General features: G+C 71.1%; 18 protein-coding genes. 8 read left to right on the forward strand and 10 right to left on the reverse strand.

Annotated elements, in window-relative coordinates:
- Positions 1-24: 24 nt before the first annotated feature.
- From BFF78_RS04200 to BFF78_RS04210, 3 genes are all read right to left on the reverse strand, one after another.
- The gene (locus tag BFF78_RS04200) at positions 25-696 is read right to left on the reverse strand and encodes an ABC transporter permease (RefSeq protein ID WP_069777013.1); all 672 of its coding nucleotides are present in this window, start codon (positions 694-696) and stop codon (positions 25-27) included.
- Between the two features lie 28 nt (positions 697-724).
- Complete coding sequence (locus tag BFF78_RS04205) at positions 725-1468, reverse strand: ABC transporter permease (protein WP_069777014.1); 744 nt, start codon at positions 1466-1468, stop codon at positions 725-727.
- 97 nt (positions 1469-1565) lie between these two features.
- Entirely contained in the window at positions 1566-2138 is a 573-nt protein-coding gene (locus BFF78_RS04210) for a TetR/AcrR family transcriptional regulator (RefSeq protein ID WP_069777015.1), read from the reverse strand.
- 154 nt (positions 2139-2292) lie between these two features.
- On the opposite strand from BFF78_RS04210, the gene BFF78_RS04215 reads away from it, so the two are divergent.
- The 3 genes from BFF78_RS04215 to BFF78_RS04225 are packed head-to-tail and all read left to right on the forward strand — an operon-like array spanning position 2293 to position 5531.
- On the forward strand, positions 2293-3150 hold the full coding sequence (locus BFF78_RS04215; protein ID WP_069777016.1) for an AAA family ATPase: 858 nt from the start codon (positions 2293-2295) through the stop codon (positions 3148-3150).
- A complete protein-coding gene (locus tag BFF78_RS04220) occupies positions 3147-4499 on the forward strand; it encodes a vWA domain-containing protein (RefSeq protein WP_069777017.1) in 1353 nt (450 codons plus the stop codon). The genes BFF78_RS04215 and BFF78_RS04220 overlap by 4 nt, the downstream gene beginning before the upstream one ends.
- A 57-nt stretch (positions 4500-4556) precedes the next feature.
- Entirely contained in the window at positions 4557-5531 is a 975-nt protein-coding gene (locus BFF78_RS04225; RefSeq protein ID WP_069777018.1) for a D-cysteine desulfhydrase family protein, read from the forward strand.
- A 139-nt stretch (positions 5532-5670) separates the two neighbouring features.
- Here the strand turns inward: BFF78_RS04225 and BFF78_RS04230 are convergent, their stop codons facing one another.
- Positions 5671-6312, reverse strand: a complete 642-nt coding sequence (locus BFF78_RS04230; RefSeq protein WP_069777019.1) for a transmembrane-type terpene cyclase — start codon at positions 6310-6312, stop codon at positions 5671-5673.
- A 245-nt stretch (positions 6313-6557) separates the two neighbouring features.
- Between BFF78_RS04230 and BFF78_RS04235 the strand changes: the two genes are divergently transcribed.
- Positions 6558-7124, forward strand: coding sequence for a GNAT family N-acetyltransferase (locus BFF78_RS04235; RefSeq protein WP_069777020.1), 567 nt, complete (start codon positions 6558-6560; stop codon positions 7122-7124).
- 178 nt (positions 7125-7302) lie between these two features.
- Here BFF78_RS04235 and BFF78_RS04240 read toward each other — a convergent pair whose 3' ends face one another.
- A complete protein-coding gene (locus tag BFF78_RS04240; protein WP_069777021.1) occupies positions 7303-8208 on the reverse strand; it encodes a LysR family transcriptional regulator in 906 nt (301 codons plus the stop codon).
- Positions 8209-8347: 139 nt separating this feature from the next.
- Here BFF78_RS04240 and BFF78_RS04245 point away from each other — a divergent pair, with 139 nt between their 5' ends.
- Entirely contained in the window at positions 8348-9043 is a 696-nt protein-coding gene (locus BFF78_RS04245) for a type 1 glutamine amidotransferase domain-containing protein (RefSeq protein ID WP_069777022.1), read from the forward strand.
- A gap of 174 nt (positions 9044-9217) precedes the next feature.
- On the opposite strand, the gene BFF78_RS04250 is transcribed toward BFF78_RS04245, so the two are convergent.
- Complete coding sequence (locus BFF78_RS04250; RefSeq protein WP_069776535.1) at positions 9218-10420, reverse strand: IS110 family RNA-guided transposase; 1203 nt, start codon at positions 10418-10420, stop codon at positions 9218-9220.
- Between the two features lie 818 nt (positions 10421-11238).
- On the opposite strand from BFF78_RS04250, the gene BFF78_RS04255 reads away from it, so the two are divergent.
- Positions 11239-12204 carry a pirin family protein gene (locus tag BFF78_RS04255; protein ID WP_069777023.1) on the forward strand — a complete coding sequence of 322 codons (966 nt, stop codon included), beginning with the start codon at positions 11239-11241 and terminating at the stop codon, positions 12202-12204.
- A 585-nt stretch (positions 12205-12789) separates the two neighbouring features.
- Here BFF78_RS04255 and BFF78_RS04260 read toward each other — a convergent pair.
- From BFF78_RS04260 to BFF78_RS04270, 3 genes are all read right to left on the reverse strand, one after another.
- Positions 12790-14313 carry a sensor histidine kinase gene (locus tag BFF78_RS04260; protein WP_069777024.1) on the reverse strand — a complete coding sequence of 508 codons (1524 nt, stop codon included), beginning with the start codon at positions 14311-14313 and terminating at the stop codon, positions 12790-12792.
- On the reverse strand, positions 14310-14822 hold the full coding sequence (locus BFF78_RS04265) for a response regulator (RefSeq protein WP_079161133.1): 513 nt from the start codon (positions 14820-14822) through the stop codon (positions 14310-14312). Before BFF78_RS04265 ends, BFF78_RS04260 begins: the two co-directional genes overlap by 4 nt.
- Before the next feature lie 250 nt (positions 14823-15072).
- Complete coding sequence (locus BFF78_RS04270) at positions 15073-15915, reverse strand: AraC family transcriptional regulator (RefSeq protein ID WP_227026108.1); 843 nt, start codon at positions 15913-15915, stop codon at positions 15073-15075.
- A 193-nt stretch (positions 15916-16108) separates the two neighbouring features.
- On the opposite strand from BFF78_RS04270, the gene BFF78_RS04275 reads away from it, so the two are divergent.
- Entirely contained in the window at positions 16109-17632 is a 1524-nt protein-coding gene (locus BFF78_RS04275) for a sulfatase family protein (protein WP_159032937.1), read from the forward strand.
- Positions 17633-17721: 89 nt separating this feature from the next.
- On the opposite strand, the gene BFF78_RS04280 is transcribed toward BFF78_RS04275, so the two are convergent.
- A complete protein-coding gene (locus tag BFF78_RS04280) occupies positions 17722-18972 on the reverse strand; it encodes an ROK family transcriptional regulator (RefSeq protein WP_335755305.1) in 1251 nt (416 codons plus the stop codon).
- 319 nt (positions 18973-19291) lie between these two features.
- Here BFF78_RS04280 and BFF78_RS04285 point away from each other — a divergent pair, with 319 nt between their 5' ends.
- Complete coding sequence (locus BFF78_RS04285) at positions 19292-20491, forward strand: beta-1,3-glucanase family protein (RefSeq protein WP_069777028.1); 1200 nt, start codon at positions 19292-19294, stop codon at positions 20489-20491.
- The last annotated feature ends 26 nt before the right edge of the window (positions 20492-20517 follow it).

Genomic DNA, 20517 nt, shown 5'->3' on the forward strand with positions numbered 1-20517 from the left:
GCCCGGCTCCCGTACCGGCGCCGGTCATCGGCCGCCCCGTACCCACCCCGGCGCCATCCGCTCGGCGATCTCGAAGACGCCCTCGACGACGAGCGCGAACACGGCGACGAGCAGGGCGCCCGCGACCACCTGCGGCGTACTGGCCAGGTTGAAACCGGCGGTGATGATCCGGCCGAGGCCGCCGCCGCCCGCGAGCGCGGCGATGGTGGCGGTGGCGACGAGCTGGACGGCGGCGATCCGCACCCCGTTCAGGACCATCGGCAGCGCGAGGGGCAGCTCCACTCGCAGCAGCATCTGCCGCCCGGTCATCCCCATGCCCCGGGCCGCCTGGACCACGCCGCGGTCGACCTCCCGCATGCCGACGTAGGCGTTGGTGAGCAGCGGCGGTACGGCGAACAGCACCAGGGCCACCACCGTGGGCCCCTCGCCCCACCTGCCGACCGGCGTCAGGAGCAGCAGGACCAGGACGGCGAAGGTGGGTACGGCCCGGCCGACGTTGGAGATGTTGACGGCGAGCGCGCCGCCCTTGCCGAGGTGGCCGAGGACCAGCGCGACGGGCAACGCGATCAGGCAGCTGAGGAACAGGCAGACGACGGTGAGCACCAGGTGCTGCAGCAGCCGGTGCCGGACGCCGTCGTCGCCCGACCAGTGCGCGGGGTCGGTGAGCCAGTGCCAGGTCGCGGCGAGCGTGCTCATGCGCGCCGCGCTTCCGTTCGGGAGGCACTCATACGCGCCCCGCCCTCGCCCGGGAGACCCTCATACGCGGGCCCTTTCGTCCAGCGGGCGCCCGTGCGCGGCCCGCCCTGGTCCACGGCGTGATCAGCCGCTGCACGCCCAGCAGAAGCAGGTCGGCGGCGACGGCGATCAGCACGCACAGCACGGACGCGGTGAGTACCTGGGCCTTGAAGTAGGTGTTCATGCCCGCGTAGATGAGGTTGCCGAGGCCGCCGAAGCCGACGATCGCACCGACCGTCACCAGGGAGACCGCCGAGACGGTGGCGATGCGCAGTCCGGCCATCGCGGCGGGCAGGGCGAGGGGCAGTTCCACGGCGAGCAGCAGGCGGATCGGGCCGTAGCCGAGGCCGCGCGCGGCTTGCCGGGTCTCCTGCGGGACCGCACGCAGGCCCGCGAGGAGGTTCCGTACGAGCAGGGTCAGCGAGTACAGCACCAGACCGGCGACGACGAGGGTGGCCGAGAGGCCGTACAGGGGCAGGAGCAGGGAGAACATCGCCAGGGACGGGATGGTGTAGAGGATCGTCGTCACGGCGAGGACCGGCCCGGCCGCCCAACCCCAGCGGCGGGCCAGCACCGCGAGCGGCAGCGCGATGAGCAGGCCGATGAGGACCGACAGGGAGGTCAGCTGGAGGTGCTGCACCACCGCGTCGAGGAGGATCTGGCGGCGGGTGCTCAGATAGGCGCCGCAGATCCACTCGTTGCGCGCGAGGCAGTCGTCCGGGGGCGCGGTCACGGTTTCATTGGACCGGGTGGGCGAGGGGGCGGCGCGTTGGGCTGGCCCGTAAGGGTGGGGCAGTGTCCCGAAGGGGAGCCTCTCGCCCCCGATCCGCTCAGTCCATCCCCGCCGCGTCCATCAGCGCCGTCACGGTCGCGGTAGCCAGTCCGTCCCCCAGGTTCTCCACCTTCGCACCGGCCCGGGCGCTGGCGCCGTCGAAGACCAGCAGGAGCTGGCGGGCGAGCAGGCCGGGGTCACGCGCGCCGCCGCGCGCCGCCTCGGCGCGGAAGGTCTCGGCCAGGCGCTCCTTGACCGCGCGGGCGACCACGGTCGCCGGGTGCCCGGGGTTCTTCAGCTCCACCAGGACGGCCAGGTAGGGGCAGCCGCGGTAGTCGGCGTCCAGGGAGGCCCGCTCCAGCCGTTGGAAGACGTGGAGGATGCGTTCGCGCGGGGTCGCGGCCTGCGGGTCGGGGTGCGTGAGCTGGGCGTCGTACCCGGGGATGCGCCGTTCCAGGCTCGCGGCCAGCATCGCGTCCTTGCTGTCGAAGAGCTGGTACATCGACCGCTTGGAGACGCCCGCCTCCCGGCACAGCGCCTCGATGCCGACGCAGACGCCGTCGCGGTAGGAGAGCCGGGCCGCCGCGTCGAGCAGCCGGTCGCGCGGGGACACCTTGTCTGTGGAGGCCATGCAGCGAGGCTAACCGGGGCCGCGGACGAATTGAAACCGATCGGTGTATATCGCTCGTCGTCCCGGCCGGCTCCGCCGAATCCTCGTGACACAGGCGCTGAACAAGCGCTTAGATAGGTGTCACGATCCCACTCCCGACCCACCGGAGGCCCCGTTGTTCACGTCCGTCGACGACGTCTCCGCCCGCCTCGCCGAGACCGGCTACCTCGCCTCGCCCGCCGTCGCCACGACCGTGTTCCTCGCCGACCGGCTGGGCAAGCCGCTGCTGGTGGAGGGCCCCGCCGGGGTCGGCAAGACCGAGCTGGCCAAGGCCGTCGCCCAGGTGGCCGGGGCCCGGCTGGTCCGGCTGCAGTGCTACGAGGGCGTGGACGAGTCCCGGGCACTGTACGAGTGGAATCACGCCAAGCAGTTGCTGCGGATCAGCGCGGGCCGCGACGAGAGCTGGGACGAGGCCCGCACCGACATCTTCAGCGAGGAGTTCCTGCTGCCCCGCCCGCTGCTGACCGCCATCCGCGGCGACGAGCCGACGGTGCTGCTGATCGACGAGACCGACAAGGCCGACGTCGAGATGGAGGGGCTGCTGCTGGAGGTGCTCAGCGACTTCCAGATCACGGTGCCGGAGCTGGGCACGGTCACCGCGACCCGGCGCCCGTTCGTCGTCCTCACCTCCAACGCCGGCCGGGAGCTGTCCGAGGCGCTGCGCCGCCGCTGCCTGTTCCTGCACATCGGCTTCCCCGAGGAGGAGCTGGAACGGCGGATCGTACGGCTGAAGGTGCCGGGCCTCGGCGCGGCCCTGACCGAGTCGGTGGTACGGGTGGTCGGGGCGCTGCGCGCGATGGACCTGCGCAAGGTGCCTTCGGTCGCCGAGACCATCGACTGGGCGCGCACCCTGCTGGCGCTGGGCGCCGACACGCTGGACGAGACGGTCGTACGGGACAGTCTCGGGGTGATCCTCAAGCACCAGGACGACATCCAGAAGGCGGCGGCGAAGCTCGACCTGGACGCGCTGTGACTGCGGTCCCCGAGCGAATCACCGGGCTGGTCGGGGCGTTGCGCGCACACGGCGTGCGGATCGGCACCGGCGAGACGGTGGACGCGGCCCGCGCGGTGGAGGCGCTGGGGCTCGCCGACCGGGAGCTGCTGCGCGAGGGGCTGGCCGCGACGCTGCTGCACGGCCCGGGGCAGCGCGCGGTGTTCGACCCGGTCTTCGACCTGTACTTCCCGCGCACCGTAGGTGGCCGGCACGGCCCCGGCACGGACCGGGACGAGCTGCGCGACCGGCTGGCCGAGGCTCTGGCCGCCAACGACCAGGCCGGCATGGCCCAGTTGGCGGCCGAGGCGGTCGACGGCCTCGGCGGATACGGCAGTTCACCCGGCTCCGACGGCTTCTCGGCGTACCAGACGCTCGAACGGCTGCGTCCGCAGACCCTGTTGGCCCGGGTGCGGGCGGATGTCCGGGGCCGGGAGGGCAGCGGGGCCGGCTTCGCGGACCGGCTGCTGGACGACGAGATCCGGCACCGGATCGAGGAGTTCCGGCGGATGGTCGGGGCGGAGGCTCGGCGCCGGGTCGCCGAGCGGCGCGGCCGGGACGAGATCGCGCGGCGCGGTGTCAGGCCGACGTCCGACCGGGTGGACTTCCTGTTCGCCAACCGGGACCAACTGGCCGAGCTGCGCAGGGCGGTTCAGCCGCTCGCGCGCAAGCTGGCCACCCGGCTCGCCGCGCGCCGGCGCCGGGCCGCGCGCGGCACGATCGACCTGCGCCGCACCCTGCGCTCCTCGCTGTCCACGGGCGGGGTTCCCATGCGGCCGGTGCTGCGCCGGCGCCGCCCGGTCCGCCCCGAACTGGTGCTGCTCTGCGATGTGTCCGGCTCGGTGTCCGGCTTCTCCGACTTCACGATGCTGCTGGTGCAGGCGCTGCACGACCAGTTCAGCAAGGTCCGGGTGTTCGCCTTCGTCAACCGGCTGGACGAGGTGACCAGCCTGCTCGGCCACGGCCGCGCCGACCCCGACGGGCTGAGCGCCCGCATCCGCGCCGAGGCCACGCTCACCGGCTGGCACGGCAGCAGCGACTACGGCGTGGCGCTGGGCGAGTTCGCCGAGCGGTACGGCGACGCCGTGGGCCCGCGGACGACCGTGTTCGTGCTCGGGGACGCCCGGACGAACATGAGCGACCCGAACCTGGCCGCGGTACGGGAGGTCGCCGGGCGGGCCCGCCGCGTGTACTGGCTGAACCCCGAGTCACGCGGCCAGTGGGGCACCGGCGACTCGGCCGCACCCGCCTACGCCGAGCTGGTGGAGATGCACGAGTGCCGTACGGCCCGTCAGCTCAGCGCGCTGATCGCCCGGCTGCTGCCGGTGTGATCGACTGGTGCGCGACGACCGCGATCCGCGCCCGCTCCGCACCGAAGGACGTACGCCATGAGCCACTCCCCCGTACCGCTCGGCACCTTCCCCACCCCCGTCGAACCGGCGCCCCGGCTGGCCGCCGCGCTCGGGCTCGAACCCGGGGACCTGTGGATCAAGCGGGACGACCTGACCGGTCTCGGCGGGGGCGGCAACAAGATCCGCAAGCTGGAGTGGACGGTGGGCGCGGCCCTCGCCGAGGGCGCGGACACGCTCGTGACCACGGGCGCCCCGCAGAGCAACCACGCCCGGCTGACCGCCGCCGCGGGTGCCCGGCTGGGCCTGGACGTCGTCCTCGTGCTGCGGGGCGCGCCGGGCGCCTCGCGGTCCGGGAACCTCGCGCTGGACGGCCTGTTCGGGGCGCGGCTGGCCTGGGCGGGCGAGGTGGACCGGGCGGGTCTTGACGCCGCGGCGGCCGAGGTGTGCGCGCGGCTGCGGGCGGGCGGTGCGCGGCCCGCGCTGATCCCGTTCGGCGGGTCGGGTGTGCTGGGCGCCCAGGGGTATGTGCGCTGCGGCGAGGAACTGGACGAACAGGTACCCCAGCTGCGGACGGTGGTGGTCGCGCTCGGCTCGGGCGGCACCATGGCCGGCCTGGTCGCCGCCCTGGGCGCGGGCTCGGTGCTCGGCGTCGACGTGGGCGCGCTGACCGACCCGGCCGCGGCGGTCGTGGAGTTCGCGGCGCCGCTGGCGACGCAGGAGGTCACGGCCAAGGGGCTGCGGGTGCGCCGGGACCAGGTGGGCGCCGGGTACGCGACCCTGACCGGACCGGCGGCACAGGCGCTCCGGCTCGCGGCCCGCACCGAGGGCCTGGTCCTCGACCCCGTCTACACGGGCCGGGCCCTGGCCGGCCTCCACGCTGCCGTCCAGGACGGTGACATCCGGCCGGGCGAGAAGACGGTGTTCGTCCACACGGGCGGCCTGCCCGGCCTGTTCGGCCACGCGGACGCGATCGCGTTCGCGGAGGAGGGGGCGGGGACGTTCGGCGGGTGACGGGGGTCTGAGGCGGTGATGGGAGTGCGTCGGGCGACCGGTGTGTGAGGGGTGCCGGGGGTGCGTCGGGCGTCCGGCGTGTGAGGGGGTGACGGACTTCGACGGGTGCCTATAGCCGTTGGGTGAAGGGACAACGATGTCAGATGGCGCGCGGACGAACGGGCCCCTTCGTACGGCGTACGGCGAACAGGGCGACCGTATAGGCGAGGTCGAGCAGGAAGCAGCCGATGTAGAGGTAGTACATGAGGGCGGTGTCGTGCCGGGGCACCCGATCGGGGTCGGTGAGCATCGACAGGGAGGCACACGCCGTGCCGAGGAGCTTGGTCAGCGCGATGCCCGGGGACTGACCGCGCGTGCTCCGCCGGGCGGCGAGCATCGCGAGGAACATGCCGGACATCGCCAGGTTGCTGCCGAACGCGGTGGTGGCACCGCCGCCCGCGTCGAACTGCTCCGAGGCGTAGTTCATGCCCGGATAGGCGAAGGCGAGCAGCACGGCGAGGGCGGGCAGGAACAACCCGTCGGGCAGGTAGGGGAATTCGGACCGTCCGAAGCGTACGAGCGTGTAGCCCACGGCGAGGTCGAAGCAGAACCAGACGATGTTGACGACGTGCGCGACGCCGGACGGGGGCCGCACGAACGCGAACGTGAACTCCCAGCTGATGTTGGTGGCGAAGGCGACGACGGGCATCCCGAAGGTACGCTCCCGCAGGCCTGTGCGGATCAGCAGCACATAGGCCGCCGTCCAGAACGCCCCCGTGCCGAGCAGGAACGCCATGTGCATGGTTACCCCCGTCAACGTCGACCGGCCGTCCATCGCTCGCCGGTGACTACCCTGACACGGTGACAGCCGGCGACACAGTCGTGATCGCGACGGAAGACACCGGTGGCAGAGCCCGCCCTGTGCGTCCAACGGCGCTCACCGCGGCTGGAGTTCATGGAATGGGACGAGGCCTTCACCGCCCTCGGCGAGGGTGCCGATCGTAGGCTGGCGTACCAGATGTCCCATCCGATCAGCCGAAGGTGACCATGTACGCGACCTCCCTCGGTGCCGACGGCGCCGAGCTGTGCCCCCTGCAGCCCTGGCAGGCCGAGGAGTTTCTCGCCCATGTGGACCGTGGCCGGGAGTTCATCGGGCGGTTCAACGGGCTGCCGGACGTGGTCACGGACGTGGCGTCCGCCAGGTCGTTCCTGACGGCGTACGCCCGCAAGGAGGCGGACGACGCGGGGCTCATCCGGGGCATCCGGCTCGACGGCACGCTGGTCGGGGCGGTGATCCTGCGCCGGTTCGACGCCGCGCAGGGCACCGCGGAGGCGGGCTGCTGGCTGGAACCGGCCGCGGTGGGGCGGGGTCTGGTGACCCGGGCCGCACGCCTGCTGATCGACTGGGCGATCCGCGAGCGCGGCATCCACCGGGTGGAGTGGTGGGTGTCGTCGGGGAACGCGCCCAGCATCGCGGTCGCACGGCGGCTCGGCATGCGCAAGGAGGCCGTCCTGCGGGAGAGTTACCTGTACCGGGGCGAGCGGCACGACGAGGAGATCTGGTCGGTGCTGGCGCCTGAGTGGACGGGGGGTCCGCGGGCCGCCACCACGTGACGGAGACGAGCTGCGCACAGGACGGTGGCGGCGGGTCGGGGCCCGGTGCGGCGGCTGCCGGCTCGTACCATCCGGCACAGGTGACGGGCAGATCGGTGCCATGCGCGGCCACCAGGGTTCGTACCACCCGGGGCGGAACCTCACGCGACGGTGACGGCTGACGCGGCGCACGGCGCGGCTACCAGGTGCGCGCCTCCCGGAGCAGGAACGTGCGGACCCGGGTCACGTCCGGGTTGTCGCAGACGCCGGGGCGCTGGACCAGGAAGCCGGTGTTGATCGGTGGGTCCTCCGGATCCAGCAGGGCCACGAGCGCGCCGGAGTCGAGCAGGTCCTGGCACAGATAGCGGGGCAGCACGCCGAACCCCGCCCCGGCGGCCACCAACGCGAGCACTCCGCGCAGGTCGGGCACGGTCACCGCGGCGGTGCGGGACAGGCGCCGGCCGAAGACGTGCCGCCAGTAGCGGCGGGCGATCGGCAGATCCTCGGCGTACGTGACGAGCGGGACGTCGTGCAGGGCGGCCGGTCCCTCGGCCTCCGGCCGGTCCGCCAGCCGCTCGGCCCACACCGGCGCGGCGACGAGCACGAACTCCTCGTCGCTGAGCGGAACCGCGTGCAGGGTACGGCCACGGGGGCGGGTGGTGGCGATCACCAGGTCGTGGCGGCCCGCGCGCAGCTCCTCCAGCAGCGGATCGGTCAGCCCGGTCGACACACGCAGCCGTACGCCCTCGGCGACCAGGGGTGCGAGGGCCGGCAGGGCGGTGGTGCACAGCAGTTCGGCCGGACCGGCCAAGTGAACCGGTTCGCGGCGCGCGCCGGCCGGCGACGTCGGTCCGGCGACGGAGGCCAGCTCGTCCAGGGGCGCGGAGATCCGGGCCGCGAGCTCGTCGGCGACCGGGGTCGGCGCGACGCCGCGCGGCAGCCGCTCGAACAGCTCCCGGCCGGTCTGCCGTTCCAGCGCGCGCATCTGCGTCGTCACCGTCGGCTGGGACAGGCCCAGCAGCCGGGAGGCGCCGGTGAAGGAGCCGGAGCGGTACACCGCGAGGAAGGTGCGCAGCAGGTTCAGATCGAGGGAAGCGTTCTCCACGCGTCCGAGTATTCACCGGCCGGTATTCCTTCCTACCCATAGGAGATCCAATATCAGGCATTCGGTGTTTCATTGGTTGCCTATGGTTCGCCTCGCCTACGTTCTGTGTCGGAAACCCAAGCTCCGGGAGATGGAACCCATGTCGAAGATCCTGTTCGTGCTGACCGGCACCGACCACTGGACGCTCGCCGACGGCACCCCGCACCCGACCGGCTTCTGGGCCGACGAGGCCGTGGTCCCCTACCGCGCCCTCACGGCCGCCGGTCACGAGATCGTGGTCGCCACGCCGGGCGGTGTGGTGCCGCCGGTCGACCGGGCCAGCCTGGCCCCCGAGGTCAACGGCGGCCAGGAGAACGCCGAGAAGGTCCAGCGCGGTCTGGAGGAGATGACCGAGCTGCGCACGCCGGTCAAGCTCGCGGAGGTGGACCTCGACGACTTCGCCGCGGTCTTCTACCCGGGTGGGCACGGCCCGATGGAGGACCTGGCCGTGGACGCCGACTCGGGCCGGCTGCTCGTGGCGGCGCTCGGCTCGGGCAAGCCGCTGGCCGTGGTCTGCCATGGGCCGGCCGCGCTGCTCGCCGCGGTCCGGGCCGACGGCACCAACGCCTTCGCCGGCTACCGGGCGACGGCCTTCACCAACGAGGAGGAAGGGCAGGCCGGATTCGCCGAGCGGGCCAAGTGGCTGCTGCAGGACCGGCTGACCGAGGCGGGCGTGGACATCCGGGCGGGCGAGCCGTGGGCGCCGCACGTGGTGACCGACCGCAACCTGATCACCGGGCAGAACCCGGCCTCCGCGGGCCCGGTCGCGGAGGCACTGCTGAAGCTGCTGGGCTGAAGAAGCCGGGCCGCAACGGCCGAGCCTGAAGAGCCGGCCGTCGGGCCGGGCGGGGCGGGCCGTCGGGGCGGGCGGGGCGGGCGCGGAAAACTCTTCGGTCATGCGGTCATGGCCTGCAACCGCGGCCGGGGTCGGGGTAGGGCGTCTGTCGGGGGGGTGCCTCTATGTCTTTCGTCAAGCGAGGCGTGGGGTTCTGGGTTCGTAGAAGGTGCCGTCGCGGAGCATGGCGAACAGCACGTTGATCCGCTGGCGGGCCAGACGGAGGAGGGCCTGGGTGTGGGTCTTCCCGCGGGCCCGGCATCGGTCGTAGTAGGTGCGGGAGGCGGGATCGTGCAGGGCGGCGAACGCGGACAGGAACATCGCCCGCTTGAGTTGCCGGTTGCCGCCTCTGGGCGCGTGTTCGCCGTGGATCGAGGTTCCCGATGACTTGGTCGTCGGGGCGAGGCCGGCGTAGGAGGCCAGGTGGGCGGCGGTGGGGAAGCTGGTGCCGTCGCCGACGGTGACCAGCAAGGTGGCGGCGGTCCTGACCGCGACCCCCGGAATCGAGGTCAGGACCGCGGAAAGAGGGTGAGCCTCCAGCAGCTGTCCGATCTGTGCTTCCAGGGCTCGTCGCTGTTCGTGGACGGCCGCGAGCGAACGGGCCAGGGAGGGGATCACGAGGTCGAGGGTGCCGGTGCCCGGGACCACGACGGTCTGCTCGTCGAGCGCGTCGAAGACCTCGTCGATCAGCCGGGCGGCCATGCGCGGGGCCTTGGGCCGGATCACCTCAACGAGCTTGCGGCGACCGGCCTTTCGCAGGCTGGCTGGGGATCCGTAGCGTTCCAGCAGCCAGGTCACGGCGGGGTGGTCCAGGCGCGGGCCGAGGACGCGTTCCAGGCTGGGGTGGAACTGGGTGAGCAGGCCGCGTATCCGGTTGGAGGTGCGGGTCGCCTCGGCCGCCAGGTCCTGGTCGAAGCCCACCAGCACGGTCAGCTCGGCGGTGATCTCGTCGGTCAGCTGGAGCGAGCGCAGGGTGTGCGGCATGGTCCGGGCCGCGTCCGCGATTACCGCGGCGTCCTTCGCGTCGGTCTTCGCCTCGCCCGGGTAGAGATCGGCGATCCGCCGCATGGACAGGCCGGGCAGGTAGGCGACCTTGCAGCCGGCGTCCCGGGCGACCGTGAGCGGGAGTGCTCCGATGGAGGCGGGCTGGTCCACGATCACCAGCACGGTGCCGAACTTCGCGGCCAGCTTGTCGAAGACGGCCCGCAGCTTCGGCTCGCTGTTGGGCAGCTGCTTGTCGAAGACCTTCTTGCCGGCCGGGGTCAGCCCGTGCCCGTGATGGGCGCTCTTGCCGACGTCCAGGCCGAGGAAGACGCCCACGTCGTCGATGTCGTCCAACCCATCCTCCAGAGGGGGGTTCGTGCGGTGCTGGCCAGGGCGTTGGCGTCGTATGCGCGCATCCACGTTATGCAGACCTGCCGCCCGCAAGCGGCCGGGCGTTGCGCCGGGCCAGGCGGTAGTCGGACCTCTCATCAGCGTCTCCAACGGCGCCTCTCGGGCCCGGTGGCACCACCCCCCAGGTCATGCTTTCGACAGGGGGGACCAGCCATGCCGGGCCCGGAGGCCAGCGGTCCTCTTGCAGGACCGCGAAGAAGATAACGGGGGAGGCCTCCACTTCGACCAGATGTCCAACCGCCGACGGCCGTGGTCCGGTCCCGCCGCGTACTGCTGCGTCGGGCCGTGGTGAGCGCGCTGGCGCTGGCCGCCGTGGCCGCGCTGGTGTTCTTCACGCTGCGCGGCGGCCGGCCCCGCCCGGCAGAACCGGCCCACGTCCCGCACCCGACGACCACCGGCACACTTTCCCCGGTCCCAAGCCCGGCCGGCCCGTCCACACCGGGGCCGTCCCCGAGCGCGCCACGCCCGTGAGCCCGGCTGGTCGTCAGCCGACCAGGCCGTGGTGGGCGGGCGGAACACCGGGGCTCGTATCGCCGACGCCGACCGCCCCCCTGCGTCGACCACGCGTACCTGCGCCGGCGCGGCCCGGCCCGCTCGGCCCCGCCGGGAGCGGTGTGCGCGGCCCGCACGCCGTGGGCGCTGTGGACGCCGTGGACGCCGTGGACCTTCCCCAGATGCAAGTCAGTTGATTGACTCAACCAGGGAAAAATCGGCGTTTCCGCACTCACCGGTACGCCATCCGCCCCGCTAAGTTGGGCGCCATGAGCAATCTTGACCGCGCGCCCGTGCCCGGTGTCTGCGGTGGCCGTGGATTCGTCGTCGCCGAACCCGTCCGCGAACTGCTGAGCCCCCGTCATGTGCGGCTGGGCGAGTCGACCGAGGTGCGCCGGCTGCTGCCGAACCTCGGCCGCCGCATGATCGGCGCGTGGGCCTTCGTCGACCACTACGGTCCGGACGACATCGCCGACGAGCCCGGCATGCAGGTGCCGCCGCATCCGCACATCGGGCTGCAGACGGTCAGCTGGCTGCACGAGGGCGAGGTGCTGCACCGCGACTCCACGGGCAGTCTGCAGACGATCCGCCCCAAGGAGCTGGGCCTGATGACCTCGGGCCGCGCGATCAGCCACTCCGAGGAGAGCCCGCGTCCGCACGCCCGCTTCCTGCACGGCGCCCAGCTGTGGGTCGCGCTGCCCGACGAACACCGCCACACCGAGCCGAAGTTCGAGTACCACCCGGACCTGCCCACGGTCACCGCGCCCGGCCTGACCGCCACGGTGATCCTCGGCGACCTCGACGGCTCGGCCTCGCCCGGTACGACGTTCACCCCGATCGTCGGCGCCGACCTCGCCCTCACCCGGGGCGCCGACGTACGGCTGCCGCTGGAGCCCGACTTCGAGTACGGCGTACTGGCCATGTCCGGCGAGGTCCATGTGGACGGCGTCCCGGTCCTGCCCGGTTCCCTGCTCTACCTCGGCTGCGGCCGCTCCGAACTACCGCTGCGCGCCGAGTCGGACGCGGGAATCATGCTCCTGGGCGGCGAGCCGTTCGCGGAAGAGCTGATCATGTGGTGGAACTTCGTCGCCCGCTCCCAGGAGGAGATCGTACAGGCTCGCGAGGACTGGATGAAGGGGGTTCGTTTCGGCGAGGTGAAGGGCTACGACGGGGCTCCGCTGCCAGCACCCGAGCTGCCGCCGGCGCCGTTGAAACCACGCGGAAGGGCGCGCTGACCTGGGAATATCCGGTCTTCCGGTCAGGTACGTTCGAGACGATCTCGCCGCCCGCCTCGCAAAGAGTATCTGTGGCCGCTGGGCCATCGGATGGTGCCGCACGGACACCTCCGAGGGCGTCCGCGTTTCCAACGTGTGGGCATCTGAAGGCCGCTTTGGCCGGACGAATGCTGACCCAATGCTGACTTTGCTGACAGGTAGTCAGGGCAGGGGCGAGCTGTGTGGTCGCCGCGTAAAGCCCGGCCTCGCGGATAGATCGACCGCATGGCGCTGTCAGTCGATGCTGCCCTCGGGAGCCGATTGACCCTGGGGGCCAGTGATCGCATGCCGAACGCCCGGGGCGTTGTGAGGCGTGTACCACCAGCAGACGAAGAACCTCCTCGTCTCGTACTCGCCGAAGAAGCTCGGCTTCTTCTAGAGGCCGAGAAGAGGCGCCTGCCCGGTCCTTTTGCCGGTCAGGCGCCTTGTACGCGATTCACTCGGAGCAGCCGCGGCTCTTGATGGCCGGCCCTCGGAACCATCGCGGTGAGGTGCCGGCAGGAGACCGAACTCCGCGGGTCCGTGGCAGTGATGATGTCAACGGCCTCATCGTCGCGGGCCGCCGGGCGAAGCCCTATCAGGGGCAGTCCGAACGGGATCCGGAGGATCGCCGACAGTACTGGTCAGCCAGTCCCGGTGCAGTAGTGGCAGGGTGTGCTCCACGTCCCGGACGGTGGCGGCCGGCAGCCGTACCTCGAAGCGTGTGCCCGGGCGGCGGTCAGGACGGTCCTGCACGGTGATCCGGCCTCGGTGCAGGGCGACCTGCTGGGCGACCAAGGTCAGGCCGAGACCGGAGCCGGGGCTGTCCGGGCCCCGGCGGAATCGCTGGAAGATTTCCTCGTGGCGTTCGGGAGGGATGCCAGGTCCGTGGTCGTCCACGGTGAGCACCGCGGCCGGCTGGTGCGGATCGCTGGACGAGCGCAGAGTCACTTCGATGTGGGCGACGCCGTCTTCGGCACGGGCGTGGGTCCAGGCATTGACAAGCAGGTTGTCCACCGCCGAGCGCAGGCCCTGCTCCCAGCCGTGCACGCGCACCTCCGCGGCGGCATGCACGGAAACGTCGGCGTCGGGGTGCGTACGCCGCAGGTCGCAGACCGCCGCGTCCACGAGCTCCGCGAGATCCAGCGACGTGAAGGCGTCCGCCTCGATCAGATCACCCTGCGCGAGTGCCTTCAGCATCACCAGCAGCCCGAGCAGCCGGGCGTGCTCGCGCCCGAGATCCCCGAGCACCTCCATCCGGTCCTCGGGGTCGAGATCGGGATGGTCGGTGAGGATGTCGAGGTTGGCGCGCATGCTCATCAGGGGGGTACGCAGCTCGTGGGAGGCGGTCGCGGCGAACGCGCGAGCGGTGGCCAGTGCTTCCCCGGTGCGTGCGACCTGTTCGTCGTAGCGGGCGAGCACGGTCTGCACCGTCCACGCCAGGTCGTCGACCTCGGCGACACGGGACGGCGTGTGTTCCAGGCGTGTGGAGTTCGTCCGGGGGTCGAGACCGCTGGTACGCCGCTGCAGCCGCCGCAGTGGAAGAACCGCCCGGGCGGCGATGGCCCAGGCGGTGACCCCGGCCAGTGGCGCCGCCAGCAGCGCCCCGGTCAGCACACGTCGGCGGACCAGTGACAGCTCGTCCTCGGCGGTGTCCGGTGACAGCAGCCACAGATTCGGCGTGGTGCCCTCCTTCGCGGCGCCGACGCGCAGCGACAGGACCACCCAGTCCCTGCCGTCACAGGTCACGGTGACCGGGTCCGGGGCACTGCGGGGCAGCGTGGGGAACGGGTCGGGCTGCGGGCCCGCCGAGATCGTGCCCCCCGGTATGGTCAGCCGGACGCCCACGTCCCGCGCGGAGTTGACCAGTCGCCGCCGCCGGACCCGTTCCAGGAGCGGGTGGTCGGTCCCGGCGACGTCCAGGTAGGCCTTGGCGTTCTTGGCGACGACCGTCGCCCGGGCACGCAGCTGATCGTCCTGGTGTGCGCGCAGGTCGCCGGTGACCAGGTGCACCAGGAGCCAGCCGGAGGTGAGGACCAGCAGGGGCACACTCGCGCCGACCGCGAGCGCGATGCGGGTGGAGAGTTTCACGACGCGTCCTGGGTGTGCCGGTCCTCGCCCTCCGTGCGCGGGACGAAGCCGGCTCCGCGCAGGGTGTGCGCGATCCGGGGCCGGCCGCCTGCTTTCGCCTCGCTTCGCGGATGGTCAAGGCAGGTGTCCACCGCGCCGCGGACCCGGAGGTCGTAGCTCCGCGGCAGGCCGGGCCGAGCTGGAAGCGTCACCTGGTCCAGCGGCCGCTCCCGGGTGAAGACGGTGCCGGAGTTCTCGTCCCTGACTTCCTGCGGACGGGCCACCCGGTCGGCCACGCCGTCCGGTGCGGAGTGCATCGGCACGGGCATGTCGTCGCGGTCGGCGAGCGGAGCCCGGCACACGTCGATGCCGTTGTGGTCGGGGCGGTCGGTGCGGGCCTCCGCCGGACCGGCGTGACCGCCGTCGGCGAGTACCACCGGGAATCCGTTCAGCCTGGGTCCTCGCTCCAGGAACCGCCGTGAGGCCGCGTCGTCGTCGACGACCAGCATCCGCCTGGGCTTGCCTGCCATGCACACCTCGGTTTCGCCGCGTTGAACGAGTCTTGCCGGAGGGATCCGATCACAGCATCGGTGGGGCCCCGGACTCCGGGCCGAACAGCATCCGACCGTAGTCCTCAGCGACGGTGCGGGGCTGAACCATGGGTGGCGCGTGACGGCCGCCACATGGCGCCGGAAGTGTCGCAGCGCGCAGGCCCGTTCCTGGAAGTCCTTTGCACCTGGAACACACGCTCCCTGGTCACCGTTCGAGTTCCGTGGGGCTTCAGGCACGCGTCGCCCGATACTGGGACGGCGTGCACCCCATGATTCGGTGGAAGCTCCGCGAGAAATGCTCGGGCCCGGAGAATCCGCAGCGCTGACCTATGCGGGCGATCGTGTCGTTGCCGCTCTCCAGATATTTGCGAGCCAGGTCGATCCGGAGTTCGGTGAGGTAGCGATACGGAGTTGAACCCGTGGTGGCCTTGAAACATCGTACGAAGTGGAAGCGACTGAAAGAGACCAGGGACGCGAGGTCGTCGACCGAGACGGGTCGCCCGAGGTTCTCCCGCATGTACGTGAGAATCGTCTCCAGTTGCCGCGGATTCAGAGTCCCGGCGGACTTCGCCGAACCTGCGATGTGCGGAGAAAGGACATGGGCGGCGATGAACTGCGCCGCGGACTGCGCGTACAGGTCGTCCACGCCGACCTCGTTCGCGGCCGCGACCGCCTTCACCACCGCTGCGAGAACCGGGTCGAACCGCATGGCCGGATACCTGTCCCGCAGCTGCGAAACGCGTGACTGCAGGTCCTCCTCGCCGATGAACCGGTGCAGCGTCTCGAGTGAGACGGTCAGGGAGGCGATCGTCGCGGGCTCGTCTCCCTTCGGTGTGACGATCAGCGTCCGGCCGAGCCCCGGAGGGATGATGCACACGTCGTCGGGGAGCAGAAACGTCTCTTTTTCCTCAACCCTTTCCAGGTACCCGCGGATTCCCATCCGACCGCTCAGGTGAGCGTTCAGCGTGATTCCCGATGAAGACGGTAGATGGAGCGTGTGGACGCCCTTTTGAAACGTTCGCTTCCACACCTGAAGGCAGCGCCACCTTCCTGCGCCCATCCCGCTGACCACCTCCAAGGCCGCCCGGTTTCCTCTCTGCCGGTTCCCTCCGACTCTCGGCACACGCACTGCATTGAGAATGCAGCCACGACGGAAGCGGTCGCAAGGCGTCCGGTGCCGGACTAATTCGCCTCGACTCCGGAATAATTCCGCCGAGGCCAATCGGATATTGACCGTTGCGGAATCACGCTGGCACGCTGCTCGCATGATTCGCACTCGTCAATTGCTGACACGGATCGTCGGCGTGGCGGCGCTGGTATTCGCCGCCCAGAGCGGAGTGGGTGCGGCGACGACCAGCGCCGCCGTCACCACCCCGACCACGACCTCCGTCACGCAGCCGGCCGCAGCCGCGGCGCAACGACCGAACATCGTCTTCGTGCTCACCGACGACATGTCCTCCAACCTCCTGCCGTACATGCCTCAGGTGCGGAAACTTCAGTCCCAGGGCATGACGTTCAACGACGCCGTGGTCAGCAACTCGCTCTGCTGCCCCTCGCGTTCGACCATCTTCACCGGCCAGTACCCCCACAACACCGGAGTCCTCGGCAACGACGGACCGAACGGCGGTTTCGACGCCTTCCACAAGAACGGACTTGAGCGGGACACCTTCGCCACGGCCCTGAAGGCCAAGGGCTACCGGACCGCGATGATGGGCAAGTACCTGAACGGGTACGACCCCAAGGCCACCGTCGACGGACAGCAGCCGTACGTGCCGCCGGGCTGGAGCCAGTGGGACGTCGTCGGCGACGGGTACAAGGGGTACGACTACAAGCTCGCCCACAACCACAAGATCGAGCCGCACGGCAACAAGACCAAGGACTACCTGACCGACGTCCTGAGCGAGAAGGGTCAGTCGTTCATCAAGAAATCCGCGGCGGCGCACAAGCCGTTCATGCTGGAGGTCGCCCTCTTCACACCGCACGGACCGTCCATCCCGGCCCGCCGGGACAAGCACGACTTCCCCGGTCTGAAGGCGCCGCACGGCCCCGCCTTCGACAGGCTGCCGACCAACGCCCCGCCGTGGCTGGCCAGGCAGAACCCACTGACCCAGAGTGAGAAGAACACGATCGACAAGAAGTTCCGCAAGCGCGCGCAGTCGCTCCAGGCGGTCGACAAGATGGTGGGCAAGCTGCGCGACACCTTGGCCAGGGCCGGCGTCGCCGACGACACCTACATCGTCTTCAGCTCCGACAACGGCTTCCACTTGGGTGAGTACCGGCTCAAGGCGGGGAAGCAGACGGCCTTCGACACCGACGTCCGGGTGCCGTTGGTGATCGCCGGTCCGGGGGTCGCGGCCGGCAGGACCAGCAACGCCCAGGTGTCGAACATCGACTTCGCGCCCACCTTCCGGAAGATCGGCGGCGCCGCGGTGTCGTCCCGGGTGGACGGGCACAGCCTGCTCCCGCTCCTGGACGGCGGACCGGACGCCGACTGGCGCACCGCCAACCTCATCGAGCACCGCCACGCCAAGAAGTCGCCGGACGACCCCGACAACCACGGCGGGGAAAGCATCAGCCCGCCGAACTACCATGCCATGCGCACGATTTCCTACACCTACGTCGAGTACGACAGTGGTGCGAAGGAGTACTACGACCTGCGCACCGACCCCAACGAGCTGCACAACACCGTAGGTCGGTTGAGCAGGGCCCGCCTCGCTGAGCTGCACGATGCGCTGACCCGCCTGAAGGACTGCCGTGGCGACGGCTGCTGGAGCGCTGGACACCCGTAGCCCTTCCTGCTCCCAGGTCATCAGGTGGCCTGGGAGCGTCACCCTGTCCTCACGCAGCGGACTTTGACGGGCCGCGTCAGGACGAGTTCTCACCGCAAGAGGAGCGACAAGGGACCACGTGGTGCCCGGGCTGTCCCCCGCAGCCCGGGCACCACGTGGTTCATGTGCTGCTGGAGCAGGGCTATGGCGCCGAGGGCTGCGCCGGAATCACCGAGCCCGGCCGGACGCACCCGCAGCGACCCGCACGAGCCGCGCAGCACGGTCGTGTTCAGCGTGCGTTCGATCGGCTCCATCAGGGCCGGCCCGGCCTCCACCAGCTCACCGCCTACGACGATCACGTCCGGGCCCACGGCATGGCACACATCCGCCAGCACCCTCCCGGCATGTGCGCCGGCCTGTGCCAGAACCGCATACGCGGTCCGGTCACCCGAGTCCAGCGCGGCCACCAGCTCCGGTACATCCGCCGCTGCGCCCCCGGCGGTGCGGTAGGCGTCCAGCACGGCCCCGACCGAGGCCACCGTCTCCAGGCACCCGGTTCCGCCGCACGCGCACCGCACACCGTCCGGGTCCACGGAGACGTGGCCGAACTCCCCGGAGGCGCCGTGAGCGCCCCGGTGCAGTGCCCCGGCCACCACGAGGCCGCCGCCGACGCCGTGCGACAACCGCAGGTACAGCACGTTCTGTTCACCCGCGGCGGCACCCCAGACCGTCTCGGCCAACGCGGCCAGCCGTGTGCTCTTGTCGATCAGCGCCGGTACTCCGAAGCGCTCGCGCACCAGCGCGGCGACGGTGTCGTGCGGGGGCGTCCGCCGTGCGCAGCGGTCCGGCGAGCCGGCCGGTCCGCACACCCCCACGCCGATGCCGTTCAGAGCGCCCGATCGCAGCGTCCCGCCCGTCAGCGCGTCCGCCAGTCGCCACGCGGTGTCGACACGGTCCTGCCACGGGGTGTCGGAAGCTTGCGGCTCCCCCGCGGTACCGACGATCTCGTGCCCCGCGTCCATCGCGGCCACCCGCACGGCCCGTCGCGCGAATTCGATGCCGAGCACGTGTCCGGCCGCGGAGTTGAGGGCCAGTAACTCCGCCGGGCGGCCCCGCTTGCGCCGGGCCGCCTCCGGTACCGAGGCAACGACGGTGCCGTTGTCCATGAGCGCCGCGACGACGTCGTAGAGCGTGGTGCGGGACAGGCCGCACAGAGTCCCCAACTGTCCCCGCGTCAGCGGACCGTGCTCGCGCAACAGACGCAGCACCAGGGCCTCATGTCCTGCCCGTGACCGGGCTGGCGGGTCCTGTCGGCGCGGTACGGCGCTCGAGACGGAGGACCGTGTCATCTCAGTCAACATCGCGGAAGGTATGTCCCCTCTGTGATCACAGCTGTGACGCGCTGGGACGGACGGGAGTCCGTCGCTTGTGGCGCGAGGAAGCTAGAGGGCGTTCTTGTGTGAATTCTGTGATCTTCCGGTGTGCTGACCGGCCGACTGTGACGCGCCCCTCACCGTTTCGCGGCACGTCATTTCTGTCACCACTTGGCGGAAAAATTCACGCTGCGTAACGTCCCTTGTCGCCGGTGGCCGTTCCCGCCGGATCCCAAGGGGTGCCCTGTGCGCGCCCGTTCCCGCCCGTCTTCCGTCCCGCACGGTGCAAGGAGAGAGGAACCCCTGCATGACCCCGCCCGACCCCTACGTGTTCACCCGCCGGAGCCTGCTCAGCTCGATGGCCGCTGCCGCCGTAGCAGGATCCGCGATCGTCTCCGCCGCCCCACGCGCCTTCGCCGACTCCGACGGCGACCTGGCCGCCGAGGCCGGCCACGGGCTGCCGCTGACGGTCCTCAACAACAGTGGAGAGTTCGCCAACCGTTCGGTCCACCTGTACATCGTGGGCACCGCGGGAGACCGGCAGGTGCGGGTCACCCGGCGCGGCACCCTGGCACCCGTCAAGCTCTCCGACAACCACGCGGGCGGCTTCACCGACTACGCCATCCCCCTGGCCGCCCGGGGAAAGACCACGCTGCGGCTGCCGTTCATGTCCGGTCGCATCTACGTCGCGCTGGGCCACAAGCTGAAGTTCAAGGCCGTCACGGGCGCGGACGGCAAGGTCGCCCTGCAGCAGCCCGCGGGCTGGGTGGAGTCCGACCCCAACTACCCCGTGCTGCACGACTTCGTCGAGTTCACCCACAACGCGTCCGGCATGTTCTGCAACACCACCATGGTCGACATGTTCAGCGTGCCGATGATGATCCGGCTGAACGGGACGAAGGACCACAGCACCGGCAGGCTGCGCGACGGCGGCCGCGCCCAGGTCTTCCACGCCTTGAAGAACGACCCGGACTTCTCTCGCCTGGTCGTCGGCGACCGACGCATCATCGCCCCGAGTCACGGCCTCGACGTCGGCCGGTTCCCCCAGCACTACTTCGACGCCTACATCGACAAGATCTGGCACATTTACCGGAACAAGAACCTCGTCGTCAGGACGGACGCCGGAACCTTCACCGGCCGGGTGAAGGACCACAGGCTCACCTTCAGCGGCCCCGCATCGGTGTCCTTCGCCAAGCCCTCCACCCGCGACGTGCTGTACTGCGACGGGGCACTCGCCGCTCCCAACGACGGAATCACCGGCCCCGTGGCCGCCGTCCTGGGCGCCGGCTTCAACCGTTCGACGCTGGTGAACCACAGCAAGCAGCCGACAACCCACGCGGGCGCCTTCTACGACACCGCCGTCACCAACCACTACGCCAAGGCCATCCACGCCGCGACCACCAACGGCAAGGCCTACGGCTTCGCCTTCGACGACGTCGCCGGCTGGGCCTCCTACATCCAGGACGCCGGGCCCCGGCACATGCACCTGACGCTGACCGCGTTCTGAACCGTGCGACCGTCGAGGGAGTACCA

The sequence above is a fragment of the Streptomyces fodineus genome, from assembly GCF_001735805.1.
In the GTDB taxonomy this organism is placed as follows: domain Bacteria; phylum Actinomycetota; class Actinomycetes; order Streptomycetales; family Streptomycetaceae; genus Streptomyces; species Streptomyces fodineus.